General features: G+C 50.6%; 24 protein-coding genes. 14 read left to right on the plus strand and 10 right to left on the minus strand.

All coding sequences use genetic code 11. The features are described 5' to 3' along the window. The first annotated feature begins 112 nt into the window (after positions 1-112). Complete coding sequence (locus H6F75_RS21695) at positions 113-961, plus strand: alpha/beta fold hydrolase (protein WP_190754530.1); 849 nt, start codon at positions 113-115, stop codon at positions 959-961. Between the two features lie 100 nt (positions 962-1,061). Here the strand turns inward: H6F75_RS21695 and H6F75_RS21700 are convergent, their stop codons facing one another. From H6F75_RS21700 to H6F75_RS21710, 3 genes are all read right to left on the minus strand, one after another. Then, complete coding sequence (locus H6F75_RS21700; protein WP_190754531.1) at positions 1,062-1,226, minus strand: DUF1328 domain-containing protein; 165 nt, start codon at positions 1,224-1,226, stop codon at positions 1,062-1,064. Between the two features lie 366 nt (positions 1,227-1,592). Further along, the gene (locus H6F75_RS21705) at positions 1,593-2,588 is read right to left on the minus strand and encodes an aldo/keto reductase (protein ID WP_242020267.1); all 996 of its coding nucleotides are present in this window, start codon (positions 2,586-2,588) and stop codon (positions 1,593-1,595) included. Between the two features lie 31 nt (positions 2,589-2,619). After that, entirely contained in the window at positions 2,620-4,293 is a 1,674-nt protein-coding gene (locus tag H6F75_RS21710; RefSeq protein ID WP_190754532.1) for an alpha/beta hydrolase, read from the minus strand. Positions 4,294-4,623: 330 nt separating this feature from the next. Between H6F75_RS21710 and H6F75_RS21715 the strand changes: the two genes are divergently transcribed. Then, positions 4,624-5,613 carry an IS110 family transposase gene (locus tag H6F75_RS21715; protein WP_242020268.1) on the plus strand — a complete coding sequence of 330 codons (990 nt, stop codon included), beginning with the start codon at positions 4,624-4,626 and terminating at the stop codon, positions 5,611-5,613. A gap of 137 nt (positions 5,614-5,750) precedes the next feature. Here the strand turns inward: H6F75_RS21715 and H6F75_RS21720 are convergent, their stop codons facing one another. The 3 genes from H6F75_RS21720 to H6F75_RS21730 all read right to left on the minus strand — a co-directional run bounded on the left by H6F75_RS21720 (position 5,751) and on the right by H6F75_RS21730 (position 7,663). After that, entirely contained in the window at positions 5,751-6,332 is a 582-nt protein-coding gene (locus H6F75_RS21720; protein ID WP_190754534.1) for a methylated-DNA--[protein]-cysteine S-methyltransferase, read from the minus strand. Between the two features lie 113 nt (positions 6,333-6,445). Beyond that, positions 6,446-6,805, minus strand: coding sequence for a hypothetical protein (locus H6F75_RS21725; protein WP_190754535.1), 360 nt, complete (start codon positions 6,803-6,805; stop codon positions 6,446-6,448). A 576-nt stretch (positions 6,806-7,381) separates the two neighbouring features. Beyond that, positions 7,382-7,663, minus strand: coding sequence for a hypothetical protein (locus tag H6F75_RS21730; protein ID WP_242020270.1), 282 nt, complete (start codon positions 7,661-7,663; stop codon positions 7,382-7,384). A gap of 651 nt (positions 7,664-8,314) precedes the next feature. Here H6F75_RS21730 and H6F75_RS21735 point away from each other — a divergent pair. From H6F75_RS21735 to H6F75_RS21755, 5 genes are all read left to right on the plus strand, one after another. Beyond that, the gene (locus H6F75_RS21735) at positions 8,315-9,478 is read left to right on the plus strand and encodes an ATP-binding protein (RefSeq protein WP_190754536.1); all 1,164 of its coding nucleotides are present in this window, start codon (positions 8,315-8,317) and stop codon (positions 9,476-9,478) included. Between the two features lie 4 nt (positions 9,479-9,482). Next, positions 9,483-10,229 (plus strand): DUF4435 domain-containing protein, encoded by a 747-nt coding sequence (locus H6F75_RS21740; RefSeq protein ID WP_190754537.1) that lies wholly within the window; start codon positions 9,483-9,485, stop codon positions 10,227-10,229. A gap of 216 nt (positions 10,230-10,445) precedes the next feature. Continuing rightward, entirely contained in the window at positions 10,446-10,871 is a 426-nt protein-coding gene (locus tag H6F75_RS21745) for a cytidine deaminase (RefSeq protein ID WP_190754538.1), read from the plus strand. A 450-nt stretch (positions 10,872-11,321) separates the two neighbouring features. Beyond that, positions 11,322-12,791 (plus strand): ABC transporter substrate-binding protein, encoded by a 1,470-nt coding sequence (locus H6F75_RS21750; RefSeq protein ID WP_190754539.1) that lies wholly within the window; start codon positions 11,322-11,324, stop codon positions 12,789-12,791. Next, positions 12,728-14,461 carry a mechanosensitive ion channel domain-containing protein gene (locus tag H6F75_RS21755; protein ID WP_190754540.1) on the plus strand — a complete coding sequence of 578 codons (1,734 nt, stop codon included), beginning with the start codon at positions 12,728-12,730 and terminating at the stop codon, positions 14,459-14,461. Before H6F75_RS21750 ends, H6F75_RS21755 begins: the two co-directional genes overlap by 64 nt. A 145-nt stretch (positions 14,462-14,606) precedes the next feature. Here the strand turns inward: H6F75_RS21755 and H6F75_RS21760 are convergent, their stop codons facing one another. Next, on the minus strand, positions 14,607-14,822 hold the full coding sequence (locus H6F75_RS21760; protein WP_190754541.1) for a Nif11-like leader peptide family natural product precursor: 216 nt from the start codon (positions 14,820-14,822) through the stop codon (positions 14,607-14,609). Positions 14,823-15,447: 625 nt separating this feature from the next. Between H6F75_RS21760 and H6F75_RS28895 the strand changes: the two genes are divergently transcribed. Beyond that, entirely contained in the window at positions 15,448-15,855 is a 408-nt protein-coding gene (locus tag H6F75_RS28895; RefSeq protein WP_199304062.1) for an MAPEG family protein, read from the plus strand. Positions 15,856-15,921: 66 nt separating this feature from the next. Here the strand turns inward: H6F75_RS28895 and H6F75_RS21770 are convergent, their stop codons facing one another. Beyond that, positions 15,922-16,599 carry a hypothetical protein gene (locus H6F75_RS21770; protein ID WP_190754542.1) on the minus strand — a complete coding sequence of 226 codons (678 nt, stop codon included), beginning with the start codon at positions 16,597-16,599 and terminating at the stop codon, positions 15,922-15,924. 338 nt (positions 16,600-16,937) lie between these two features. Here H6F75_RS21770 and H6F75_RS21775 point away from each other — a divergent pair, with 338 nt between their 5' ends. Continuing rightward, positions 16,938-17,402 (plus strand): hypothetical protein, encoded by a 465-nt coding sequence (locus H6F75_RS21775; protein ID WP_190754543.1) that lies wholly within the window; start codon positions 16,938-16,940, stop codon positions 17,400-17,402. 23 nt (positions 17,403-17,425) lie between these two features. Here the strand turns inward: H6F75_RS21775 and H6F75_RS21780 are convergent, their stop codons facing one another. Continuing rightward, positions 17,426-19,816, minus strand: a complete 2,391-nt coding sequence (locus H6F75_RS21780; protein WP_190754544.1) for a hypothetical protein — start codon at positions 19,814-19,816, stop codon at positions 17,426-17,428. Between the two features lie 443 nt (positions 19,817-20,259). On the opposite strand from H6F75_RS21780, the gene H6F75_RS21785 reads away from it, so the two are divergent. The 5 genes from H6F75_RS21785 to H6F75_RS21810 all read left to right on the plus strand — a co-directional run bounded on the left by H6F75_RS21785 (position 20,260) and on the right by H6F75_RS21810 (position 24,561). After that, a complete protein-coding gene (locus H6F75_RS21785; RefSeq protein ID WP_190754545.1) occupies positions 20,260-20,958 on the plus strand; it encodes a YafY family protein in 699 nt (232 codons plus the stop codon). Positions 20,959-21,025: 67 nt separating this feature from the next. Continuing rightward, entirely contained in the window at positions 21,026-21,994 is a 969-nt protein-coding gene (locus H6F75_RS21790; protein ID WP_347710690.1) for an aromatic ring-hydroxylating dioxygenase subunit alpha, read from the plus strand. A 9-nt stretch (positions 21,995-22,003) separates the two neighbouring features. Further along, positions 22,004-22,621 carry a GNAT family N-acetyltransferase gene (locus H6F75_RS21795; RefSeq protein WP_199304063.1) on the plus strand — a complete coding sequence of 206 codons (618 nt, stop codon included), beginning with the start codon at positions 22,004-22,006 and terminating at the stop codon, positions 22,619-22,621. 326 nt (positions 22,622-22,947) lie between these two features. Next, positions 22,948-24,000, plus strand: coding sequence for an oxidoreductase (locus tag H6F75_RS21805; protein ID WP_190754547.1), 1,053 nt, complete (start codon positions 22,948-22,950; stop codon positions 23,998-24,000). 63 nt (positions 24,001-24,063) lie between these two features. Next, entirely contained in the window at positions 24,064-24,561 is a 498-nt protein-coding gene (locus H6F75_RS21810; RefSeq protein WP_190754548.1) for an SUKH-3 domain-containing protein, read from the plus strand. A 358-nt stretch (positions 24,562-24,919) separates the two neighbouring features. Here the strand turns inward: H6F75_RS21810 and H6F75_RS21815 are convergent, their stop codons facing one another. After that, the gene (locus tag H6F75_RS21815; RefSeq protein WP_190754549.1) at positions 24,920-25,711 is read right to left on the minus strand and encodes an SDR family oxidoreductase; all 792 of its coding nucleotides are present in this window, start codon (positions 25,709-25,711) and stop codon (positions 24,920-24,922) included. Positions 25,712-25,996: the final 285 nt, after the last annotated feature.

Below are 25,996 nucleotides of genomic sequence, written 5' to 3' on the forward strand. Positions count from 1 at the left end.
CTAGGCTGCGAACGATGGCAATTGTAGAAGGCCAAACAATCAGCTCTTTACATTGGAGAAATGCTGGAATCGAGGCTGCCTAAACTGGGAGAAAGCCGAGCTGTAAAAAGATATGGAAAGTAAATGGATTAGCCGTAACGGAGTTCGCCTTTTCTCCGAGTCTTTCGGTACTCCAGACGATCCACCCATCTTATTGATCATGGGAGCAATGGCCTCAGCCGTGTGGTGGCCAGAGGATTTTTGCTCTCAGTTAGCTGCTTTAGGACGCTACGTGATTCGCTACGATCATCGAGATACTGGGCGATCGACCAGTTACGAGCCGGGGCAAACTCACTATTCTGTAGAAGATCTAGCGGACGATGCTTTTTGTGTTCTCGATGGCTATGGACTTCAAAGCGCTCATTTAGTAGGGATGTCGTTAGGAGGCTTCTTGGCTCAACTCATGGCGCTCAAGCATCCTCAACGCGTTAAAAGTTTGACGTTGGTTGCCTCGGAACGCTTGGCTGACACCGATCCAACAATGCCGGGAATCGCTCCGTCTGTCCTTGAATACCATACAAAAGCCAGTGAACTGGATTGGGCAGACCGTGAGGCCGTAATTGACTATCAAATTGGTGCGTGGCGACTGCTTTCTGGTTCAGCCCATCCATTCGATGAGTCAGCCATCCACGAGTTAGCTGGGGCTGACTTCGATCGCACCCCCAATCTCATGACGACCTTCAACCATGCCTTGCTTCAAGGTGGAGAACCATGGTTTAACCGCCTTCACGAAATCGTTGTACCCACTCTGATTATTCATGGCACAGAAGATTGTGTTTTACCCTATGCCCATGGCTTGGCATTGCAAGCCGAGATCCAGGGGGCTGTGTTACTACCGTTAGTCGGCACAGGGCATGAACTGCATCGCGATGACTGGTCTGTTGTTCTTGACGCTATAGAAAAGCAGACTGAATCGCAGTGAGATAGGGCTATACAAAAAAATCCCCTTTTCTCAACTGAAGAAAAGGGGATTTTCCAATGCAAGACTAAGGTTGTTTTTAGGTAGGCGTGGACTCAGGAGCCTAGGCACGCTTGAGGAGGTTCATAACCAAAGAAATGACAAAAACGGCCAGGAAAATGTAGAACAAAATTTGGGCTATGCCTGCGGCGGTGCCCGCTACGCCACTAAACCCAAAGAACGCGGCAATCAAGGCTACGACCAGGAAAATCAACGCGTAACGCAGCATGGGTGTTCTCCAAAACTGGGGACAGGAACTCAATTGTCTCGGCTGATGCGACCATTATCGAGATCGCTGAAATGCCGCGCATCTCCCCTACGGTTACTCTTGATCTCTGGTTAACAGCGTAGGTAAAGAAGACCGATATCTATCCCAATAGAGAGACAGGGTTGCTGGGTACAAGTGTGATGCCAAACCCTTCTTGCTGACCTGTGATTGAACAGGGCGATCGCCCTTTGCCTCTACAGTTTGGCTTGGGCATTAGGGTTATGCGATTCGAATTTGGCATAAATCCAAAACTCAACGTCTCTCGTAGGGGCAAACGGTCGTTTGCCCTTGCCTAAATGCGTACCAACGTTCAGCCATGCTGAAAGGCTAACGAGATTGAAAATTGTTTTGCACCATGCGACCCTCGCTACGGCTGGCCGCTCGATCTAGCGCTTCAATTTCTCCGCTGTCTAGTCGCCAGCCCAGGGCATCGGTGTTTTGCTGCGCTTGAGCTAGGGTTTTGGCCCCTGGAATCGGCATGGTGCCTTTGCAAATGCACCAGTTGAGGGCCACTTGGGCGGAAGTTTTTTGGCGGTGGGCGGCGATCGCCCCCAGCACATCCAGTAGCGGCTGAATTTTGGGCAGCAGGCGGCGAAACAACAGGCCCCGTAGGCCGGAGGGAAATGGCCCCTGAGCCGAGTATTTGCCCGTTAACAATCCCAACGCCAGGGGGCTGTAGGCGATCAGGCGAATGCCCAGTTCGTCGCAGAGGTCTTTCAGGCCCAGCTCGGTGACTGGGTAGGTGGACAGCAGCGAATATTGCACTTGCAGCGTGGCGAGCGCCAGCCCCCGCTCCTGAAACCGCTGGTGGGCCAGCTTGAGCCGCTTGGAGCCAAAGTTTGACAGGCCAACTGCCCGCGCCTTTCCCTGAGCGCACAGCTCCATCAGCCCGTCGAGAAACGGCCCTTCTTGCCAGGGGGCGTAGTTGGCGGTAGACCAGTGCATCTGGGCCAGGTCGATGGGGCGTCCCAGCCGCTCGACGGAGGCGGCCCCGGCTTTCACCACTGACCCAGCGGTGAGTCGCCAGGGATAGGCGGCCAGCTTCGTCGCCAGGCAAAGAGCATCTCGGTTTGGCCCTGTGTAGCTCTGGGCAAACTGCCCCAGCAAGACTTCGCTGCGACCGTTGAGCCGCCCGGTGCCGTAGGAGTCGCCGCTGTCAAACAGGGTAACGCCGTGGCTAAGGCAGTGGTCAAACACCTGTTGCAGCTCGCCATCCATGGCGGGGTCGTAGCCCCACAGCAGCCGGTTGCCCCAGGCCCAGGTGCCGCAGCCCATCTCGGGCAGGGTGAGGGGCGATCGCAGATCCGGTGCAGACATAGTCATGGGGTATGCCAAGGGAGACGGCCATCTCCCATTATTCCAGGCCGGGTCCCGATAGCTGTTCGATCACCGGAGGCGGTAGCTCGCGGGTGAGGTGCAGCCGAAAGGGCTCGGCGCTGACCGCCTCGACGTAGGCAGCACTCAAAAAGGGGCGATACTCCTCCTGCTCGCTCAGATACACCCGGCTAAAGGCGACCACCAGCGACTTATTCACCCCTCGGGTCGAGGCGATCGCTTCCTCAACCCCCTGCTCAAGGGCGGCGTCGAGATACAAAAAGCGGCTGGCTAGCTTGGTGAAATCGGGGCCGTGGGAGGTGTTTTCGCCCAGATATAAGTAGCGGTCTGACCTTTGCAGCCAGCTAAACGCCGCCACCTGCTGGGGCACCACCGGGGCCAGCAGATCGACCTCGCCACCAAACAGCATCGTCGGCACCGAGACCTGAGCCATGCCCCTGGAGCCAAACAGGTTAGACACCGTGGCAAAGGCCATCACCAGCTTGATGCGATCATCTTTGGTGCCCTGGCGCAGGCGCTCCATCACCGCCGCATCGCTCTGCAACTCTAGGGCGCGGCACTCGAGCACCATGGCGGCGTCGAGCAGCAGATTGGCGGCGGGGTCGCAGCGCTGGGCCAAGCGTTCAAAATCGATCGTAGCCCCGCCCACAGCCAGCGCCGTATAGCCGCCAAAGGAATGCCCCACCGCCGCCACCCGGCTGACATCGAGCCGCCCCTCAAAGGTGGTGGCGTTGAGGCGCTCTAGCTCGTCGAGCAAAAAGCTGATGTCGAGGGGGCGATCGAGGAAATCTCTGGCCTTAAAGGTTTCGCGGTCTAGCCCGGTGAGCAGGGCCTGCTTTTGGGTGCTGTTGCTGCCCACGTGCTCGGGCAGGGCCACCGCAAACCCGTGGGAAGCTGCGTGAGCCGCTAGCTCAAAGAAGGTGGTGCGGCTGTCGCCCAACCCGTGGGAGATCACCACTACGGGCAGAGGGCTGTCTACGGCGGCTAGGTTTTGGGGCAAGAAGACATCGGCGGCGTAGGTGCGGCTACGGCTAGCATCCACCAGGGTGAGCGATACCTGGCGGCTGCCGTAGGGGCCGGGCTGGGTGAGGTCGGGCAGGGTGGCGAGGTCAACGGGCTGCTCCAGGGCAGCGGTTTCTGACTGCTGCTTGATGGCGGCGACGATGGCACGGGTGGCCCCGGCCTCGGCACGCACCTGGCGGGCTACGGTCATGCTTTGGGCGACATCAACTCGCAAACTGTTAGTGGGGAAATGGCGCACGATATCGAGCAGCGAAATGTCGCCATCCTCAGCGGCGGCAGCGACGATCGCCGCCCGCAGCGCCTGACGACCGTTGAGCCCGGCCTCGGTCTGGGCCAGCTTGCCCAAAAATTGCAGACTGCGATCGCCCATCGGGCTATTAAACCATTGCGAAATTGGCACCACGTTCACGGCTCGCCCCCGAGTCATAATGAGGCGCAATCCCTGTTGCTGGGTGGGGGTTAGCCGCCGCAAGAAGGGGGCGAGCTGGGGGCTAATGGTGCCGGTTTCGGCAAAGGTGACTAACGACTCGGTGGGGATGGAGCGGCTGAAGGGGCCAAACTCCAGCACTAGGGTTTCGGCGGCCCGGAGCGGCAAGGCGGTGGCCAACGCTGCACCCAGGCCGAGGGCAAGGGCGAAGAATAGCTTTAACGGGCGGTGGCGGAGCAGCATAGGGCAAGGGGCCGCAAAGGATGCTGGCATTCTCGCTTAGAACTCTGGGGAAAATCTATGAAGTGCGACGTTTGGGGTCAGAGGTAGGTTGGTGAAGCGTAGTGGCACCAGTTTTGTTGGGTTTTGCTACTGCGCAAAATCTATCCCTCTCCCTTGTATCTTGAGAGCCAGGACGGTAGACCGATGTCTCCCCGGTTCTAGAAACCGAGATTTAGTCGAGGTCGCCGTTCTGCCATTGGTCAACAGCTCGAAAAATCGCCAGGGTCCCGAACCCGCATCGAACAAGGTCGAGTGATGAATGGTCCTTCTAGTTTCCTCAGGAGGTGCGTCATGGGGACGAGTGAAGCACGGCAGTGGGTGGGCATTGATGTGAGTCAGGCCAAGTTGGACGTGGCGTTGCGGCCAGCGGGGTGCTACTGGCAAGTGGCCAACGATGAGTTGGGATGGCAAAGGCTGCTGAGTGAACTCCAAGCCGTCACCGTTGCGCTGGTGGTCGTGGAATCTACGGGTGGGATGGAACGGGGCGTGGTTCAGGTCTTGCAGCGCCATGAGCTTGCAGTAGCAGTGATTAATCCGAAGCGGGCGCGGGACTTTAGTAAAGCGTCAGGGCGCTTAGCAAAAACGGATCGCATTGATGCGTCGATGTTGGCGCATTTTGGCGAGGCGTTGCAGCCGTTACCGAAGCCCTTGGCCTCCGAGCATCAGGAAGCGTTGTCTGACCTGGTACATCGACGCTCTCAAGTGATTGAGATGCTCAACAGTGAGCAGCGCCGTCGCCACAGCGCCCGCAACCGTACAGCCCAGGCTGATATTGAGGCTCACATTGACTGGCTCAAGCAGCGGGTCAAAGCCCTCGATGGGGAGATCGCTCAACTCTGTCAGGCCGATGAGACCCGCCAGCAACGCTACGAGTGGCTGACCAGTGTGCCAGGTGTCGGGCGAGTCGTGGCAACGACCCTGCTCGCACTACTGCCGGAGCTGGGCCAACTCTCGACGAAACGGCTGGCTAGCCTGGTGGGTGTCGCCCCGTTCAATTTTGACAGTGGTAAGCTGCGGGGCAAACGCCACATCGTGGGCGGTCGTGCCCTGGTGCGTTCCACGTTGTACATGGCGGCGTTAGTCGCCATTCAACACAACCCTGTCATCGTCGCGTTCTATCAACGCTTGTTAAGCGCCGGGAAACCCAAGAAGGTCGCTTTGATTGCCTGTGCTCACAAGTTGCTAGGCGTCCTCAATGCGCTGGTTACCCAAGGTCAAGCTTGGCGAAACCCGAAGGATACAGAACTCGCTCAGACAGCTACGCCAGCCACAAGTGGTTGACAATCAAGATAATCGCTAAATCCCTCTCCCAACTTGGGAGAGGGACTTTGAAAGGTTTTCCGGCTCCCCTCTCCTCCCTGGGAGAGGGGTTGGGGGAGAGGGTCAGGACTTCGCGATCGCCTGAACCTACGCAACAGCTAAAGCTCCAGCGCTAGTTCTTGCTGGATCGCGCCTCGGTTAGCCAAATCTGCGCCTTCGTGGTGCAGCAGCCATTGTTTGCGCTCTAGGCCGCCCGCGTAGCCGGTGAGCTGGCCGTTGGTGCCGACGACGCGGTGGCAGGGCAGGGCGATCGCCACGGGGTTGAGTGAGTTGGCCATGCCCACTGCGCGGTAGGCCGTGGGTTTGCCCAACTTCGCCGCCAGTTCACCGTAAGTGGCCACGGTGCCAGCAGGAATTTGGCGTAGCGCTAGCCACACCTGCTGCTGAAAGGCGGTGCCCCCTGGGTTGACGGGCACTGAGTCGAAGCTGTGCAGATCGCCGGCTAGGTAGGCTCTGAGGCGATCGCTAAAGCCCTGGGGGTTGGCGCAGGGGGTGAGGGTGACTGCCGTAAACCGCTTGTGGAGCAAGGTGAGCAGGCGAGTTTCATAGTCGGCAAAGTCGAGGGCGCAGAGCGACGCACCGTCGGACACCAGCAGAATGTCGCCGATCGCAGAGGGCAGGGTGTCGATCCAGAGTTCGGTGGTCACGGGCGGTTTTGCCAGCTCGATGGGGTTATGCATGCAGGCATTTTAGAGCCAGGGGTAGGCAAAATGCCGATGGGCAACGCCACAAAAAAGCCCCCCAGGGTGACAACACCCCAGGAGGCTTAAGGTTCGGTAGCTTTGTTGGCAGACTAAGCGGCGCGGCGGCGGGGGCGCTTGCGCTCAGACTTTTTCTTGTAGCCGATGGCTTGGGCTTCGTTGCTGTCGGAGCCGAAGTGGCCCCGGACGGCCTCTTTCATGGCCATGACGGCGTTGTGAAATTCCCACTCGGCCTGGCGGGCTTTGTCGGCGGCGGCTTTGGCCTTGGTCAACAGTTCGGTTTCTTGTTGCTGCATGGCCTGCATGGTTTGCCGGGCGGCTTGCAAAAATTCGGGGGTGGCCTCGCGGCGGGCGGTGGGGTAGTCGGGGACGGCCCCAATGCCCTCGAACGACTCAATATCTTGCAGAATGTAGCGGCTGGGTAGGCGGCGGCTGGTATCGACGATGGCCATAGAGTGCACCTCTATAAAGAACAAAATTTAGCGATTTTGGCGATTTAGCAACGGTGGGGGATTGGTTTTAGTGGCGATCAGCATCAGAGCCAGACTCTGGGCTGAGCGGGGCATTGCGTTGCTTTCAACAGAGTTGCCCGCTGAGGCTGCGATCGCGACAAATGCTTTAACGGGTTAGCAAACTTGCGTCAAATGGCTTAGCGCTATGACGGTGGCGGAGGTGTGTTGCAGCAAGGCAAAGCCACATTGCTGGGGCAATTTGGCACAACGAAGCGTGCAATTGGCAAGTTGACACCTGAAACCATTACACAGCTGTGCCACTTTGCTACACAGCTGTGCCAGTAAAGCTTATTGCGGTGCCGATATGCTTCACAGCGAGGTCAATATGCTTCACAGCGGTGCTGATATGCTTCACAGCAGTGCCGATATGCTTCACAGCGGAGGCAACATGCTTCATTGCGGCCTCGAATTGTTAAACGGGCTGCTCAGTATGCCAAGTTGCGATCGCAGTGGGTTTGATATTGGCGATCGCAGCCCCCGACAGCAATGGGTATGCCGTCGGGGGCAAGGGGTGCGTTACTCAATCAGCACGGTTTTGGTGGCGATCGCCATCCAGACAGGTCCTGCTGGGGAGGTTGCGCCGGTGGTGTCGCTGGTGGGCGGCACGGGGATGGGGTCGCTCCAGTCGTTGGGGTCGGTGTAGCCGAGGGCGTGGAGGATTTTGATAGTGCGGTCTATGGCTGCGAGGCTGCCGTAGAGCATATGACGCACCCGCTCTGGGCGAATTTGGGGGGTGCTGGGTGAAGACGGCGGAAGATGAGATGCGCCGCTGGCATCTGGGTCGAGATATTCAAACATGGGTTCTGTTTCCTTTTGATGATGGAAAGAAACAGAACGCGAAAACCCCAGCCACCCGCAGCTGAAGTGCAAACTGAGGGGGCTAGGGTACGATGGGCCTAGCCTCGCAATCTGCGTGCAAGATTTGCGGGGTTAGCTGTCTGTTGGTGTTAACGGCACCTTCAGGCAGCGCTAAGATTTTCGAGTTCTGCGTGGTCACCGCTCTGGCTGAACGGCTTAATGTAAGAGGATAATGGGGCGATCGCTTTCCGTCAACCGTAGAACAAAGGATTGGCTTGTGGGAAAGAGTTGTGCGATCGCAACTCACAGCAATGAGATAATTATATTGATGCTTCCTAACCTCAACTGCTATGGCATGAAGAGTATTAGCTTGACGTATTTACATCTAGCTAAGCACTCTGATAGATTCAATAAGTAGAAAATCCGCCATAGTTAAGAGTCAAAAGCCTGCAACCATTTAAGCACTTTATCTGAAAAAATTTCACCCTATTGAGTGTGTTAAAGATTTAATTTTTATGGCTGAAACTTCTATCACTAGAAGTGGTATTCCGCAAAATCTAAAACAACATTAATATTGTTTTGCTGTTACCCTAGGATTGCTAGCACTAATTGACTGGATTTTAAGAAATAATTCTTCTCAAAGGTTTTCTCATGAAGATAAGCAAGATTGAAATCATTGGATTAAATGACTTTGAGAACTCCATCTGCCTGGCATTCAACGATGACATTAATATAATTACAGGTCAAAATGGCTCTGGAAAGACCACTATTTTAAAGCTTATCTGGTATTGCATAAGTGCAAACATAGAGAGAGCGGTAAGAGAAATACCGTTCAAGAGAGTAATTATCACAACATCCGAATACGTTCTATCAATAGAAAAATCGGGCTCGAAAAGCAAGGGAGTTGTTCATGTTGTATTGAATTCAAATTCTGGCGAAATATTGTTAGATAAAAAAGAGCCTATTCACCGCGAAAGTGCAGTTGAAGAAGCCAATCAAATAACGGTTGAATTACTTGACACCTCCATCTTCTTCCCCACTTTTAGAAGGATAGAGGGTGGATTTTCCATGATGCCAGAAAAAGATTATAGACCCAGGAGAGTCGTTAAAGGTTCAGAAGAAATTTTTGTCAGTGGTAGCTACAGTTATGGACCTAATATTCAAGAAGCCTTAGAGTATCATGCCAACAAACTTTCGGTGAAAAAGCATAAATTTGTCTCTTCAATATCCACGGTTGACATCGAACAGCTTGTAGTTCGAAAGCACAATGATGCAACTACAAAGGTCAATGAATTTTCAAAAGTTTTGTCTGAAAACATTTTCTTAGAAATTAAAAACTACCGCTCAACACAATCTCCTGAAAGAGATGCTTTGAAGGACGCAGTTTCCACCTTAGATAAAATAAACCAAGATGTAACCGAGTTAGAACAAGTTAGAGAAGATGCATTTAAGTCATTAACTGTTTTATCTGAGATTATCGTTACAATATTTAAGCATAAAGGAATCAGAATAAATCCAAGAATTATTTTGGGGGATATTGAACAAAATATCAGTTCTGATTCGCTATCTGCTGGCGAGAAACAAATGCTTAGTTTCCTGTGCTATAACGCACTATATAGCAATTGTCCATTTTTTATAGATGAACCAGAACTTAGTTTGCATGTTGACTGGCAACGCATTTTGATTGGTGTAATGGTTGAACAGAAGACAAATAATCAATTTTTTATTGCGACGCATTCTCCTTTTATTTACACACAATATGAGGACAAGGAAATCATGGTAGGTTTCGAAAGAGGTAATAGCATTGCAGAATAAGTCATTGCCTACGGTCGATGAGATAGTAAGTACTTTAAAGAGGTCATTTATTCCAACGGTTTTAGTTGAAGGAACAGATGACCTCTTTATATACAGGTATCTAAAATCTAAATTAGGTTCTACTCTTGCATTGCAACCATGTGGAGGCAGGCCTAATCTATTTTCTATTCACGACCGCTGCTCGGAACTTGCAGGAAAAAATATTATTTTTATAGCAGATAAAGATGCATATCGATTCGACGGCATTCCCGAGGAACGAAGGGATATTATTTTTACTTCTGGGTACTGTATTGAAAACGACGTATATCATGGTTCAAACATTGAAGGCTTTATAGATGAAGAAGATAAACTTGATCATGAGCTACTGCGGGAAGTAATTGGCAAATGGTTTGCTTTTGAGGTTAATAAATACAAGCAAGAAACATCTATGTGCTCGAAGCCTACATTAAGAGTGGCTGTACATATTAATGTTGTATCCCCTCCTGGCTTAAACACTATCTGTCCAAATTTCTCAAAGAAAATTGAGTATTCAGAACCGGATGAAGTCGCATTAGATTATGTTTTCAGGGAATATAATCTCAATGTTCGAGGAAAACAACTTTTTCAAATGCTGTCAAGGTTTTTGTCAAAAAGCGGAAGGTTTTCAAGCTTTAGTGAAAAAAATTTAATCGAAATTGCTCTTAAGCAGAATGATAACTACCTAATAGATGAATTACTTCTGCAAATACAACATAGACTTAATACAATTTAGTCTTAAACACAATTCTTAATTTGGTAGTTGGAGTTCCTGTAGGTTGGGTAAAGCGCTAGCATACACCCCCTAATAGTTTGCTTAACCCAACAGCCTAACCCTGAACACACAAATTCCTTCACTTATCCATGCGCGATCGCCCGCGCCCAAATCTCAGTGCGATCGCAGATCTCTTAATTGACGAAGAGTTCTCTAAATCGAGTATTGTGATTAAGAATGAAGCCATACCAAGTCGATGATCAATTAGTCAACGCAGCAAAGCAACAAGCTCTGAAACGATTTCCAGAAGGATGGTCTGGAGCTGCGGCAATGTACACAGAAACAGGACGTATTCTTACGAGTGTTTACGTCGATGCTCTCAATGCAGCAGCTTGCTTATGCCACGAAACTGGAGCAATTTGTGAGGCACATCGATTGAATGAGCGAATCTGCGCGTCAGTTTGCGTATCTAAGGAAGAGACAGTAGAACCATTCGTCATCCTGACGCCCTGTGGTATTTGTCAAGAGCGATTAGCGTATTGGGGATTAGACGTTGAAGTAGGTGTTCCTGACAAAGCAGACCCAACTCAATACCATTCTCTAAAGTTACGAGAGGTGCAACCCTATTATTGGCGTCAAATTTATAGTGAGAATGAGGAGTAATACTGTATCGCTATCTACGGTATTACAACACAACAAATTGCTTGGAGTGGATTAGTACTGTAGGTTGGGTGAAGCGTTATCGTAACCAAACTACCCCGATAGTCTTCTACCCAGCAACCTACCCTAAGCGTACAAATTTCTTCACTTATCCATGCGCGATCGCCCGCGCCCAAACCCTAGAGGTTACCTAATTCTTTACTGTTGTCACCTGCGAGCGTGAAGTGGACAAACCAATGTCCATATCGTATAGTTTGTGGCGATGTTTTGATTTCTCTGGTACCAGCCAATTAACTCATCAAAACTGACGGGTCTGGAGATTGCTTGAATCATGCTAACTGTCTTACTTCCGACATCGGATAGGGATAGTTATTCCATATAATGTTGAGGAACTTTAACCTGGACAAGTCCGTTTAAAGATTCTCTTGTCCGCACGTCCTCTTGAAAAAACCTGTGATTAAAGCGATCTGTAGCTATGTCTCTGCTAGAAGTAGCTTAGCCTTTTTACTCATTGCCTTGACCCTGCTGCTGTCCGCGTGCGGCGCAGGAGCGACAATGCCTAGACGGCAGACGCTTACAGTCTGGTCGCCCTACGCCGATCAAGATGTAGAGATCCTGATCAAAAACTATCAAGCCGTTCACCCCGATGTTGACATCATCCATACCACTCACGGGTTGATCAATTATTTCTCCTTTCTAAAGAAACGAATGGCTCAGGGGTTAGGACCAGATATGGCGATCGTGCCTGATCCCGTATTGCCCTCAATGATTGAGCAGGAACTAATTGAAGATTTAGAACCCTATCAGCTAGATACTTCTAACTTCTATGGCAAAGCATTAGTCTCTTTGCGGGCAGAAAACCAACACCTGTATGGTGTGCCCTTTGGGTTTGAAATCATGGCGCTCTGCTATAACCGTGCCCAAACAACAGACCCACCGACTACGCTCAATACAGTATTGAATCAAGCCAGTCAAGGCAAAGGAATCGCCATTGATGCCGGTTTTTTGAGTAGCGTTTGGGGTATTAGCGCGATGAGCGGCGCACTCTTTAATTCCATTGACCATTTTACGCTTGAAGAACAACCATTAAGTCGGTGGTTATCGTGGCTAAAAAATGCCCAGCAAACTCCGAATGTGTATATCGATAGTCGGCGTGAGGTTCTCTTTGACCTGTTTGCAGCAGGAAATGTAGCTTACTTCCCGTGCTGGACATTTGAAATATCAGCATTGCAGAAGAAATTGGGTAATCAGTTGAGCATTGCTGTGTTGCCGGGGGAGTTAGACAGTGCCGCTCCAGTCTTAGAAACCGATGCCTTGGTAGTAAACGCTTACGCGAGAGCTGACCAAAAGAGGCTAGCACTAGAATTTGCAATGTTTATCACCCGTCGTGAGCAACAGTTGGCATTTCAATCGGTTGAGAACACCTTTGTTGTCCCGACAAACCCTAAAGTGTTGGTCGATCGACGGCTGTTAGAAATTCAACGCAGCTTGATTGATCAGGTACAAAATAGTTTTCCGATCCCGATTGCTCAAGCAGAATATCGCACCAATCGCCTGATTCATTACGGAGATCCGATTTATGCTCAGGTTATGCAGGGCGACCTGTCCCCAACCGAGGGGGCACGTCAATTTATTGATCAAATCAACCAGCCGGTGAGTGACGAAGTCATTGAGAAGTCACTTTCAGTGCCCAGCGAAGCAGAAATCAATAAACTTCAGGGCAACATTGCACAACTTCAGGGCAACATCACGCCTAGGACGGATTACTTGCTTCAGCTCGGTCAGATTCAACTTCAAACCTTGCGTCGCCCAATTATCTGGTTACAGGTCATTCTCTGCACAGTAGTAGGAGTATTAATATGGTGGATCGCTCGTCGCCTGAATCGCCTAATCAGCACCTTCATACAGCGGTTCAACGATTAATCAAGTATTTGCGTAGCCAGTCCTACCAGTGGGTCAAAACCGTTGAGGAACTATCACAGGCACTACTGTTTCCGTTACTGCTGTGGGTAACGCTCTGTCTACTGGTGCTAGTTTTTCCCCGTTCAGGGCCCTGGAACCTGAATTTGATTACAACGTTTGTTTTGCCGTTGCTCACGCTGTTTATTGCTTATAGAGCGATCGCAGCAATTGTATTGTTGACGTTTGGGGAAGAGGTATACACCTCATTGATACAGCGATTTTTGCTGCCGCTGTTTATCACCTACGCTGTGCTTCAGTTTCTGGGATTGTTTGAAGACATTTCCCTTTTGGGTGACATTCAGCTATTCACAGTTGCCAATACAACCATCACCTTACGCAGTTTATTTATTGCCTCAATCGGGCTATATCTCTGGTTTGCCGGAGTCACGAGTTTGGCGCAATTTTTACGTCGATTGTTGCACGATCGCCTGTATGTGGAAGAGGCAACCATCGATGCTTCGCTGATCCTATTGCGTTATTTTTTGATCGGCTTAGGGCTGGTGGTTGTCTTTAGCGAATTAAAGCTTGATTCTACGGCGATCGCCGCCATTTCTGGTGGGTTAGCGGTGGGCATTGGCTTCGGACTCAAAGATATTGTAATCAACTTTATCAGTGGCATCATCCTACTGTTTGAGCGCAGTTTGCGTCCCGGTGACGTGATTGAATTCAACAGCAAAATGGGACGGGTGGAAGAAATTAACCTACGTGCGACAACCATCAAAACCAGAGATCACATAGAAATTGTGATTCCTAACCAACTGTTTTGGAATGCCAGCCTCATCTCCTATACACGCAGAAGCCGCATCACTCGATTTGAAATTGAGGTAATAGTTGGATATGACCACGCGCCAGACACCGTAACGACCATTTTGGTGGATGCAGTTCGTAAAAATTCCAAACTCTCTACTGGGCTAACCGCAAAAGTTGAGATTGGTGGCTTCAAGCAAGATGGCGTGTTCTACAAACTCAAATTCTGGACGGATGATCCTTTCGCAATCAACACTCTGCGGGACAAGATTTATCGCAGCCTATGGAAGGCATTTGAAGCAGAAGGCATTGAGCTAGAAACCCTGGCAAACATTAAAATTCACTCCTCTGAAGCTCTAACTTATTTGGGATCTGCGTCAAGCAAACCTCAGACAGACCAAGATCAGCATCTAACCGCATCGAAACCGCCGCAACCACTCATCTCTCCGCCAAAACTTGCTCAATCTAAAGCTTCAACTCAGGTTGAGCTGGTTGAGAACAGCTTTGAAAAAATTAAACCCCATGCAGCTGAGTTTTCAGCCAGTTTCTACAAAAACTTGTTTAGAAGCAGCCCCAAATTGCGATCGATGTTCAGCACAACCGATATGGAGAAGCAGCAGCAAAAACTGGTGAGCGCGCTGGTGTTGCTAGTTAGTAATGTCCGCGCTCCCGATATGCTGGTTCCCATGCTGCGAGATTTAGGAGCCAGACATAAAGGCTATGGGGTAATCGAGGAGCACTATCCGGCTATTGGCGGCACCCTGCTGCAAACTTTTGAGCAATACCTTAAAGAAGATTGGACACCGGAGGTCAAGCAAGCCTGGACCAATACCTTTGATGCGATCGCCCAAATTATGTTGGAGGGTGCAGAAGAATCTCAATGATGAACTAACTACTCTTGAAGTGATTTCGTTGAGTGCGAGCGCAGATCTCTTGTAGGTTGGGTTAACGAATAAAACCCAAAAATTCCAGCAGAGTTTTATTCCCAACCTACTAACTAACTTGTATGATCAGATATTGAAAAAGAATTTAATTATACTCCCCAGGAAGAACGGTTTTCACAACAGTGACTCCACCAAAGTTCTTTCCTGACATTCTCAGTAATTCATCACCTGAAAATTCAAAACCAAGTTTTAGCGCTATTCGCGCAACATCATCTGCAGTTGATGCCCCGAGCACCTCATTTTTAAGTGTAGGGTCAGACTTCATTTTCTTTAAAAATGCCTCAAGTTGATCTAAAGCCATATCGGAAATTCCTATTCTTATTAGCTGCTTGTATGTTAAAAAGGGAAGCCGTTACAGGCTTCAAGCAGATTCTACTATCCTTTCAAGATATCGACAATGAACCAAACTCCCAATTGTAAAGTTCTCTGTTGAGTTTGTAAGTTGCGTGAAGCGCTAGCGTAACCCAACGCCCCTAATAGTTTTCTCGCCCAACCACCTGCCCTAACCGCAAAAATTCCTTCACAACATCCGTGCGCGATCGCCCGCGCCCAAATCCCAGGAGCCATCTACTCCTTCATCACTGTCGCCTGCAATTGACAGCCCCTATTCCGCCTCAATGGAATAGAGGCTAAAAGCTTGGTTGAAGGTGTTGGGTTCCACTGCGTTTCACCCAACCTACATCGACTACATCGGCTAGTTGAATGCACAACGACGGCATCTATCAAAACTGCACCGCGAAGAATCACGCCGTTGTGTACGAAACCTGAGTTATTATTCTGTCAATGTATTTGACGACGCAGAATACAGAGTCTTATCCAACAGATCTGACCCTTAATACAGAGTTAATCAAAAACTGTCTGTTCATTAATTACACAAATAGACAGTTTTGAGATGCTATTAATTGACTTTCAACCTACACCACACAATGGAAAGCAACATAACTATAGTTCCAACGTACGCTGCTCTCTTAGGAATAATCTTCTTTATCGTAAGTATCCGCATAGTACGTTTGAGACGCTCTCTAAAAATTGGTATCGGTGACAACAACGACCCAATCATGCTCCGGGCAATGCGTGTTCAGTCAAACTTTGCCGAATATGTACCGCTTTGCCTCATCCTACTCGGATTCGCTGAACTTCAAGGAACGCTGCCAGCAATCCTACATCTTCTCAGCATAGGATTGTTACTTGGCAGAATCCTGCACGCATACGGTGTTAGCCAAACCAAAGAAAACTTTCGCTTTCGAGTATCTGGCATGGCTTTAACGTTTACCTGCCTACTGTCAACTTGTGCCACGCTAATATTCAACTTTCTACGCAATAGCGGCATTTAAAGATTTCTCCCAAGTGAAATCTCAAATTTGACAGAATACATTCCCTCAACAGCAACTTCGCACCGATTAAATCAACGATTGGTCAGAGTCGCGAAACCGAAACGCCAGCAGTGAAGGACGCAAACACAAATAGGCAAGCGGTCCAAATAGGGGAATCCATGCTGCTATGTGAAATAGCTGAGAATCACGCTCTAGCCCCCGCCGCGCCATGTCATCCTGCAACAAAGTTGGGTAAGGAAACAACACACAGAACAGACAAAACGCAATAGTCATTCCATAGATAAACCGATTCGTCGTAAACTCTTGGGCAAAAGCAGCCCAATCGCCCCACAAGACCGCGTAAAGAACCAAAACGATCGTGCTGATAGTTAAAATCACGCCAGTCATCTGTGAATCTAATATCGCAATCCAGGGATCTTTTTCACCCGAGAACGATCGATTGGGCTGTCGCAATGCCATATATGGAATTAGAGCAATCACACCCGACGCGATCGCAGCCAGCATAAACATCCAGGCCGGCAAGCCCTGCATTCTTCCATCTGCAAAAATAAGGCAGCTATAAATTAACAGCCAAATACCCACCAGACTAAACAGCGACAAAATTACTGGATTGATATAAGGGATTTGCCCCCCTAGTAGCGATTGCAGAGGTTGCAACGTATCGGGCTGTAAGGGCGGTGCAAAAAACAGCACACAAATGATGAAACCAAGCCAAATAAACCAGAGCGTCAGCGATCGTGCCATGACGTGTGAAATCCACTGCATTACGCTTGATTGTCAAATTTTGAGATTAGCGAACCCACCCCCTAAGGGTAGATAAAAACCCGTAGGGCAATCTAATTAAGTCTTTTAAGCCATATCCGTCCAACAGCTACTGTAGGTTGGGTGAAGCGCCAGCGTAACCCAACTCCTTAGATAGTTTTCTCATACAACAATCTGCCTTAAGCACATAAATTCCTTTACCCATCCATGCGCGATCGCCGCACCCGACTCCCAGGGACCACCTAACGGAAAAGATAGCTGGCAGATCTAATAGTTATTTATAGTTAGAGCGCACCACACTTGCCGCATTGGAGACCGTGATGCCCATCGACCAATATCTCGGTACATGGGAACTCGTGCCCGAACTGTCGTTGTACGAAGCCGCCACACCGCCAGCGAGTGGTCAATATACGATCGCCGAGTCAGCGCCCGGCGTTCTCACCCTACACGTGCGCTGGCAGACCGAACCCGATGGCCCAGTGCGCGAAGTCACCTTTGGCGGCAAGGCAGACGGAGTACCACACCCGCTTCCCGCCTTGCCCGACGCCCCCGCCTACGGACCCGACGCGCACACGCTGACGCGGGTCGATGCGCACACCCTCGACAGCACCGCACTAGCCGGTGGTGTCGTGATCGCGTCAGCGCGCCGGGTCGCCTCCAAAGACGGAGCCTTGCTAGCGGTTGTGCAAGAGCAGACAGACACCACCGGCCGCCGAACGCGTAACTTCCAGGTCTATCGCCGCGTGGCAACTGAGTCCGCCAATACCGACGCGCGCGTGCCCTAATGTGGCGTGGCGCCTAACAACACTCACTGGGCTGGCGTAGCACCATAACAACGCAGTCGCAGAAGCAAGGCATCACGGCCATCAGAATCTTGCAACGCTTGAGCGACTTGCAGCGACTGCTGCTCCTGGCCAATCTGAGCATATTTCAGCGCGATCGCCGCCAACAAGCTGCCCCGGTCTTGCTCATCTTCAACGGATAACGGATTTTCACCCCCTCGAACGTTAATGGTCTGCGACTCCTCACCAGGAATGGTTCGCGCCATCTGAAAGGCCTGAGCCAAAGAATTTGCCGCTTGCGATCGCTGACCTAGCTGGATGTAGCGATCGGCAATTTTAAGCAGCAGGGTTGTCTTGGTGGCTGGGTCATCCAAACGGCTCAGCGTGGCGAGTGCAGTTGATATATCCTCACCCTCAATGGCTGCAGCGATCGCCTCAGCGATTGCTGCATCACGACGCACGGGGGCATCAAGAATCGCGTCCGTCACCTGAACCGCGGCTTGATGTTGATTGGCAGCGGAAAATTGGGCAGAAATTGCCTGTAGCGTAGAAAGACGACTTTCCTCATCTTCAATCGTTTTCACCAGCTCAACCGCTTGATTCAAAAGTTGCGTCGCGGCTTCGGGCTGATTGACCCTAAAGTGTTCATCGGCGATCGCCCTGAGTACTTCGGCTTTGGCAGCAGCAGAATCGATTGTGTTGGCCAGCCGAACAGATTGATTGAACAGTTCAGTCGCCGGATCAATCTGCTGAGCAACCAGCTGAACCTGGGCCGCAACAACCGCAAAAACTTGAGCCTGAAAGCCAGGATCAACATTTTGCTCGGCAATAGCTTGAGCACGATCAAAATCTCCAGCCTCGGCAAAACCGCGAGCAATCTGCAAAAACAGGCGATCGCGCCACTCAACATAGGTTGGTGAAATGGCCTGCGCAATTTTCAGAGCATCATCATAGCGGTTAGCGGCGATCGCTTGATTGGCAAGCTGGGTAAGATCCTGAGCGCGACTATAGGATACGGATGTCTGTTCTGGTTCTTCTGCCAGATCGACCGTCTGCACCACCTGCAACGCCAGATCGTACTGTCCGCTCTGCACCGCCTGATCGATCAACTGCTGTCTGACCAGGTTACGGCTACTAATGTCTGCGATCGCAGCAGTGTTTTGCACTGCCTGAGTTAAGGTAGCCTGAGCGCGATCGGTCTGTCCGACTTCGGCATAGAGCAAGGCGATCGCGCCGTACCCGGTTGCTTTCGCCGTTGGGTCATCAAAATCGCCAAGGAGACGCAGGGCATCATCAAGTTGCCCCGCTGCGGCATATCGCACTATGGTCGCAACGGCGGCCTGCTCCCGTTCGGGAACGGTGGTGCGAGTGCGAGCGCTAATTTCTAGGGCCTGACCCAACAGGTCGGCGGCGCGATCAGGTTGTCTGGCTCCAGCATACCGACCAGCGATCGCACCGAGAATGATCGCTCTCTGGTCATCCGCCGGTATATCTAAGGCGATCGAAGCAGCGCGATCGAGTAGTCTAGTTTGATTGGGTTGTCCACCTTGATTGAGCTGTCCAGCCTTCAAGTATTCATCGATCACAGCAATCATAGCGATGGACTGGTAGTAAGGAGCATCCTCAATTTGCTGCGCGACTTGCAGGGCGCGATCGGGTTCGCCAAGCTGAGCATAGAGTCGAGCGATTGGCTCTAGCGCCCATGCCCTGCGGTTGGCATCGGAATAGGTGGCAGCTTGAGCAAACTGAAGCGACTGCGCCAAGATAGGAACAGCCGCTTGCAGTTGACGAGTCGCTACATAAACTTGAGCAATGTCAGTCAACGCTTTGGTTTGAAACTCTGCGCCGCGAATCGACTGGCTGGCTTGCAAGGCCTGAGTCAAAACGGGTTGAGCTTGCTGCGGCTGCTCCAAGATGCCGTAGTAACGGGCGATCGAGGTGAGAGTTCGAGTTTTTATGACACTATAGCCGCTGCTTAAGCTCTGCGTGACCTGCACCGCCTGCGGCAAAACGGCGGCAACCTGCTGCCGCTGCGCTGGATTAGCCTGATTGACCAGTTGCTCCAACAGGCTGCGATCGGCACTAGCCTCATAACTATTGATAATCTGATCAAGCAACGTAACTTTGGCTGCAACATTCTCCACTTGCCCGATCGCTTCAAACGCTTGAGTTAGGGCGATCGCGGCTGCCTCGGTCTGACCATCATTGATATGCTGCCGCGCCTGATCAACCAGTCCATTTACAGCAGACTGCTCCAACAGAGCAAGCTCTGTTGCACAATCGATCGCACTGCTCTCAGTCGGAATTACTGCTGGGGCAGTAGCTTGACTAATTTGAACGGCCACAGCAGCCGGACAAAGCGTCACTAAACACACGACGGCACTCAGCGTTTTCAACCCTTGAGAAAACAGAAACATTACAAAACCCTGTGATCGAATGTATAAAGAAAATCTCGAAAAATTCAAAATCTGTTAGAAGCAAGCACGAGGAGTCAAGGGATTTAGATCACATACTCTGCAAATAAGATAAATGAGTCGAGGTGCCCTAACTATAATTGACGTATTTGCGATCGCAGCCATGGCGATGTTTGTGCCAGTTGTTGATTTGGAACGATAGACTTAGTAACCCAAACGGATAACCTTGAGCAGCTTAAGCAGCTTGGTATTGAGGCGATCGAGGACTGAGTCTCTTCAAATTGAGAAAAGCGCCAGCGTAATCTAACTTCCTTAACAGTTTTCTTGCCAAACAAATTAACCCTAAGCGCACGATCTCCTGCATATAATATGGCGTGTTGCAAGCCCAATGCACAGTTGGTTTGAACGTTATACTACTCAAAGATTAAGACCATTCAACGCATAGAATGAGGAAAGCTGACCGTCTTTTTCAATTAGTAAATCTCATCAGATCTCACCAACCCATTACAGCAGATCGCCTGGCTGAACGGATTGGTGTTTCCGTGCGTACGATTTACCGCTATATCGATGATCTTTCCTTGAGTGGCATTCCTATTTATGGCGAACCTGGAGTCGGTTACGCCCTGGATAAAAACTTCGAGCTGCCACCCCTAACGCTAACTCAAGACGAGATTGCCGCTTTAATGCTGGGTGTTGAGATGCTGTCAAAATCGACCGGCACCGACTTAGCAGCAGCAGCAAAAACACTGTTGAGCAAAATCGGCGCCGTGCTGCCGCCAAGCAGCTTTGATCCGACGCGCACCCCCGTTCGGGCGCTAGGTGAGATTCTAAACGACCAAAGCTTAAGACACTGGAACGACCTTTATCAAAGCATTCAACAGCAACAAGCCGTCAAAATTACGTATCTAAGCTTGAATGAGCAACTGTCTCAACGGGTTGTTTTCCCGCTAGGGCTATTTTACTGGGGTGAGAAATGGACCGTTGGCACCTGGTGCATCTTTAGAAAAGCCTATAGAGACTTTCGGGTCGATCGCATCCAACAGCTCGATTTTGCTTTAGATACTGAACGTCCAGACCAGGAGATCAGTCTTGACCTTTACACAGAGTTTCAGCTGGAGCGAATAAAATCATCCGGCTTCCAGTGACAGAACGTTGTCAGGAGCAGGCCTCTATGCTGGGTAGCGCCCAAGAATTTAAGGAGCTACTTTGGCTGTGTTTGAAATGTTTCCGAACTTCTGGACTCCAGTATTGCCCGCTGCTGAGATTGGATCGGCTCCCCTTGCCGTTGAGTTAGCTGGCGAATCGCTGGTTCTATTCCGTCATTCAGCCGAGCAGTTTGCGGCCTTCCTCGATCGTTGTCCCCATCGCGGTGTGCCTCTCTCTCGCGGACAAGTCACAGAAGACGGTTGCCTTGAATGCCCCTATCACGGCTGGCGTTTTGCCTTAAATGGTGCCTGTACCCATGTTCCGTTTAACTCGCTTAACCCAGCTCAACGCTCAAAGCTATCAGCCACAAGGTTGCCAACCAGGGTGATCGCAGGGATGTTGTGGGTCTTTACGGGAACCGAAAACGTGCCAGAGCCACAGTTGCCCTCAAGCCTATTAGAGCCAAACGATCGCTACGTGATTCACCACGAAATTTGGAACGCCCATTGGACAAGAGCGATCGACATCTCGCTAGACTATCTCCACATCCCTTTTGTCCATCGAGATTCATTTGGTAGCGAATTTCATGACCCAGCCCACCAGGATGCGATCGCCCAAATTAGCATTACTACGACAGCAGATGGCATGACCGTCACAAACCAACTCAGCACCTTGCCCTACGGGGTTGAGATTGATTGGCATCAGCCCAACAACGTTGTTCTCAAGTTAGATCTAGGTGGCCTGCCCCTACGTCCTCATTTGTTTGCGATTCCTATCAATGCTCAACAAATGCGATTTATGCAGGTTGCGCTGCCCAACCCCGGAGTCGATCAAAGTAACTTTGATTTTGATCAGTTTTTTGCCGCATCTCTCGACGATCGCATAATGGTTGAGTCACAAGCCAGTGAAGTTCCCAATACAAATGAAGGATGCCACGTACCTACCGATGAACCCTCACTGAGGTTTCGTCGATGGTACTACCGCACTGTGAACAATAAGAGGATGGATATTATTCAAAACGCAAGTGCTGCTTGATAATATTCAATGGCGATCGCACAACAATTCGGTCAGAGCAGACATGCAGCGCCTTTTCGTCTAGCATTTAACCACTCTCGATGGCATGAAAAAGACAAAGCTGTTGCCGGGTTCAGTTCTGTAAAGTTGTTGACACTTACAGGATCAGTGGTTGAGATCAGACCCATTCAGCAACACCAGGCTGAACAAGCCAAGCAAGTCATCACGACGGTTTGCCTAGAGGTTTGGCAAGATATTATGACCGAGAAGGAGTTGAAGCGCTATGACCCTATGTCTGACATTGAGCAGGTGCGAGCGCACTATTTTGACAATAGCGGTGTGTTCTTAGTCTTGGTAGACAACGAGCGAGTTGTAGGGACTGGAGCAATCCGAAAACTTAATGATGAAATTTGCGAACTTAAGCGCATGTGGTTTCTCAAAGAGTATCGAGGACAAGGGTGGGGCTGGAAAATGGCCCAGAGGCTTTTTGACTTTGCCAAACAGTCAGGCTACCAGAAAGTGAGGCTAGACCTCGTCGATGAGGAGCGCCAACTACAGGCAATCAAACTCTACAAAAGACTAGGCTTCTACTCAATTGAGAGGTACAACAATGGTTCATGCAATGTGTTTATGGAAAAGCTTTTATAGTAGTAGCCAAGCAGCTCAACCTTTCGTTAGTACCGACAAAGCAGAGGTTATCAGTCGGAGTTTTTAGGACACAGACTACTAAAATGAGAAGCAAGTGACGGCTGGGATCCGCTGTGCCGCTCGCTTGATCTGGAAATTCCAGCAGGGGCATTTCCCTATGCAAACAGCAGCGGCTGCTATTCAAGAGCACTTGCAATATGGATCGCGGTCTAACCACCGATAGCAGCAGACGGACGCAGAACTACGGGTACTCATGCGGCCGTTGCATCGGGTCGTTGAACGTTTTTGTAAAGCGCAACCCAGTGACACATACTTCTGGTGGCTAGATGGTGAACGAAATCCGCGTCGGGCTGATTGGCTATGGCATGGCGGCTCGCACCTTCCATGTGCCGGTTATTCAGTCAGTTCCTCACCTACAGCTAACGAAAGTTGTAACGCGCCACCAAGACCCCTCGCTCGATCGCAACCCATCAGTCGAGGTGGTGCAGGATGCCGCCGCCCTCCTGCAAGACGAAATGATTGACCTAGTCGTGATCGCGACCCCCAACCGCTCCCATTTCGACCTCGCCAGCCAGTCCCTACTTGCCAACAAGCACGTTGTGGTCGAAAAGCCATTCACCACGTCGTCGGCTCAGGCCCAGCAGTTGATCGATCTAGCGCACAGGCAAAACCGGCTGATCAGCGTTCACCACAACCGGCGATGGGACGGCGACTTTCAGACCATAAAGCAGTTATTGAGCACCAATCTTCTGGGCCGTCTGGTTGAATATGAAGCCCATTACGATCGCTTCAGAAATTTCTCCCGACCTAACGCCTGGCGAGAAGAAGCCGGCGAGGGCAGCGGCATCCTCTTCGATCTCGGCTCTCACCTAATCGATCAGGCGCAGGTTTTGTTTGGCCTGCCGCAGATGGTGACGGCCGACCTGAGAGTGCAGCGCGATTTTGCCCAGGCTATCGACAATTTTGATCTGACACTGCACTACGACGGGCTGAAGGTGATTCTCAAAGGGGGGATGCTGGTGCGCGGGCCGGAACCCCATTTCATTCTGCACGGCACGGCAGGCTCCTTCGTCAAATATGGCATGGACCCACAAGAGGAGGCGCTAAAGCGCGGCCTCACCCCGGCTGAACCCGGCTGGGGTGAGGAGCCAAAGGAGCGCTGGGGAATGCTCGACACGCAAATCGACGGGCTGCACGTGGAAGGGCAGGTGGAAACGCTGGCGGGTAGCTACCAAGCCTATTATCAAAACGTAGCTGATGCGATCGCCGGACGCGCTGAGTTAGCGGTCAAGCCCGAAGAGTCGCGAGACACCATTCGTATCATCGAGCTAGCAATGCAAAGTAACGAACAAAAATGCACGCTTCCCCTCTCTGTGTGAATTAAACCCGGCAGCGAGGGAGGGCTAGAAAGCGCCACCATTTAGCAAAAGTAAATATGCGTGATGGAAATTCCAAATGACATACTTCCTTTTTTTCAGAGCGCTGGTTGGTACCCAGAGCACAGCGTTGCGTTGCCGAACAAAGCGCAAAGTTTAATTCCGGAGGGGCACCCGGCAGCCATGATCTTATCTACATTCGGTGGCTTGAAGGTCGGTCGTGTCGGCTTGGGCGAAGAATGTGCAGCGAGCGACATCATCTTCGGCTTAATCGAGGACAGTGAAGATGCCGTGGGGAAGTGGAATGATTTGCTTAAAACGAAACTCATTGGAATCGCAGAGTACCACCACTCGCACGGAGAACTATTTATAGACGCCGCCGGGAAATGCTATAGCCTGGGGCTGCATGATACGTTCTGTTTTGAAGGTGATAATTTCAATCAGGCGGCGCGGAATCTGCTATTGGGGAGGCGCTCACGTCCAATGCTATTGCCGGGGGAAGAGTCGGTAATGGTGTATGGGGAGATTTATACGGCCAAGAGTCCTGAGGTGTACAGGTATTAGCTTTGCCCTGCGGGGAAGCCCAACGATGCGCTCAAACCGACCCGAATGAGCAGGCTTCTCTTCGGAGCGGATGCATGAGCGGCTTAGCTATTGCAGTGCACGGGATAGTTAGGACAGGTTTCTAAAGGCATCATCGACGGCGTTCCAGAGGATATCGAAATCGCTGAGCATCTCGCGAAAATGGTGTTTTAGCGGAGCCCAGATTTTTTTAATCTTGCTGAAGTCTGGCGTTGTCCATCACGACAACCTGCCTAGGGCACAATTCAGGCACTAGATATTGCAAATGAAGGTGTAGTTTCATTTGCTTTATCAGAGTTGGTTTGTTCTATTAAGCCACAGATGGAAAGTGGGAATATTATTATCTTTCGAAATTATATCCCAATACCAACTTCCAAAAGCTAGGAATCCACTCTCTTGGCACAAACCTAGGTAGCGTAGCAAGAATGGGATTGATTGGATTGCCAGGAATCACGATGGGCTCTCGCTTTTCAAAAGCTTTTAAGGCATCTCGTACAACAGTTTCAATCGGCGTGTCGAATTTTATAGCCACATCAACCAGGGTCGATGGAAACCCTGCTTCTTGAAAAAACTTGACGCCAACTGGTCCTGGGCAAACAGCTAACACATGCACTCCATAGCTGCGATTCTCTGCCCACAACGCTTCGCTAAAGCTGAGAACAAAGGCTTTTGTTGCCGCATAGATAGAGAAGTAGGGCATAGACTGAAACGCACCCACCGAAGACAGATTGATAATTCCTCCAGTTCGACGCTGCCGCATTCCAGTCAAAAAGCGATGGCTCAAATCCACAATTGTCGCAATATTGAGTTGCACCGTTTTGAGCTGAAAATTGCGATCGCTTTCAGCAAAATCACCGTAATCTCCAATGCCAGCATCGTTGACCAATAGGTCGATCGATCGTCCAAGTTGCTGTACGGTTTGAAAGATAATTTCTGTCGCGTCTGGTGCTGTCAAGTCTTGGACGATAATGTCTACTTGAATTTGATGTTGATGCTTGAGGGAATGAGCAAGTTCCTGTAATTTGTCCTGTGAACGAGCAACCAGCACAAGATCGGTTTGATGTGCTGCTAGTTGTTGGGCAAATGCTGCACCAATGCCAGCAGAGGCTCCGGTAATCAAGGCTGTCGTCATGCAGGTTTATTATTTTACTCTACCAGAGTATATTCGGCTAAGTTTATAGCTTCTGCATCATTCCGAAGAGCTATTACTACAGTAATTAAGGGAGTAGTAACGCGGTATTTGTACCTAACTACTTAGTTGCAGTGCACAGCGTTCCGGTGAAGTCTCGAGGGCTGCTTCGTGCCGCTGAACTGACCCGTTACACTTAAAGGCAAGTAGTGAAATTTATCGAGATGCTAGCTCTACTCTGAATGTGGCTTAACGGGTTGAAGTCCGGCAATCCCATCATTTTTTTAG

This window comes from Nodosilinea sp. FACHB-131, from assembly GCF_014695395.1.
Taxonomy (GTDB): domain Bacteria; phylum Cyanobacteriota; class Cyanobacteriia; order Phormidesmidales; family Phormidesmidaceae; genus Nodosilinea.

Bases quoted from the DNA above. Each gene is read 5' to 3' on its own strand.
- H6F75_RS21695 (WP_190754530.1), top strand. From the start codon at position 113: ATGGAAAGTAAATGGATTAGCCGTAACGGAGTTCGCCTTTTCTCCGAG.
- H6F75_RS21700 (WP_190754531.1), bottom strand. From the start codon at position 1,226: ATGCTGCGTTACGCGTTGATTTTCCTGGTCGTAGCCTTGATTGCCGCG.
- H6F75_RS21705 (WP_242020267.1), bottom strand. From the start codon at position 2,588: ATGACTATGTCTGCACCGGATCTGCGATCGCCCCTCACCCTGCCCGAG.
- H6F75_RS21710 (WP_190754532.1), bottom strand. From the start codon at position 4,293: ATGCTGCTCCGCCACCGCCCGTTAAAGCTATTCTTCGCCCTTGCCCTC.
- H6F75_RS21715 (WP_242020268.1), top strand. From the start codon at position 4,624: ATGGGGACGAGTGAAGCACGGCAGTGGGTGGGCATTGATGTGAGTCAG.
- H6F75_RS21720 (WP_190754534.1), bottom strand. From the start codon at position 6,332: ATGCATAACCCCATCGAGCTGGCAAAACCGCCCGTGACCACCGAACTC.
- H6F75_RS21725 (WP_190754535.1), bottom strand. From the start codon at position 6,805: ATGGCCATCGTCGATACCAGCCGCCGCCTACCCAGCCGCTACATTCTG.
- H6F75_RS21730 (WP_242020270.1), bottom strand. From the start codon at position 7,663: ATGTTTGAATATCTCGACCCAGATGCCAGCGGCGCATCTCATCTTCCG.
- H6F75_RS21735 (WP_190754536.1), top strand. From the start codon at position 8,315: ATGAAGATAAGCAAGATTGAAATCATTGGATTAAATGACTTTGAGAAC.
- H6F75_RS21745 (WP_190754538.1), top strand. From the start codon at position 10,446: ATGAAGCCATACCAAGTCGATGATCAATTAGTCAACGCAGCAAAGCAA.
- H6F75_RS21755 (WP_190754540.1), top strand. From the start codon at position 12,728: ATGGTGGATCGCTCGTCGCCTGAATCGCCTAATCAGCACCTTCATACA.
- H6F75_RS21760 (WP_190754541.1), bottom strand. From the start codon at position 14,822: ATGGCTTTAGATCAACTTGAGGCATTTTTAAAGAAAATGAAGTCTGAC.
- H6F75_RS28895 (WP_199304062.1), top strand. From the start codon at position 15,448: ATGGAAAGCAACATAACTATAGTTCCAACGTACGCTGCTCTCTTAGGA.
- H6F75_RS21770 (WP_190754542.1), bottom strand. From the start codon at position 16,599: ATGGCACGATCGCTGACGCTCTGGTTTATTTGGCTTGGTTTCATCATT.
- H6F75_RS21775 (WP_190754543.1), top strand. From the start codon at position 16,938: ATGCCCATCGACCAATATCTCGGTACATGGGAACTCGTGCCCGAACTG.
- H6F75_RS21780 (WP_190754544.1), bottom strand. From the start codon at position 19,816: ATGTTTCTGTTTTCTCAAGGGTTGAAAACGCTGAGTGCCGTCGTGTGT.
- H6F75_RS21785 (WP_190754545.1), top strand. From the start codon at position 20,260: ATGAGGAAAGCTGACCGTCTTTTTCAATTAGTAAATCTCATCAGATCT.
- H6F75_RS21795 (WP_199304063.1), top strand. From the start codon at position 22,004: ATGGCGATCGCACAACAATTCGGTCAGAGCAGACATGCAGCGCCTTTT.
- H6F75_RS21805 (WP_190754547.1), top strand. From the start codon at position 22,948: ATGGTGAACGAAATCCGCGTCGGGCTGATTGGCTATGGCATGGCGGCT.
- H6F75_RS21810 (WP_190754548.1), top strand. From the start codon at position 24,064: ATGGAAATTCCAAATGACATACTTCCTTTTTTTCAGAGCGCTGGTTGG.
- H6F75_RS21815 (WP_190754549.1), bottom strand. From the start codon at position 25,711: ATGACGACAGCCTTGATTACCGGAGCCTCTGCTGGCATTGGTGCAGCA.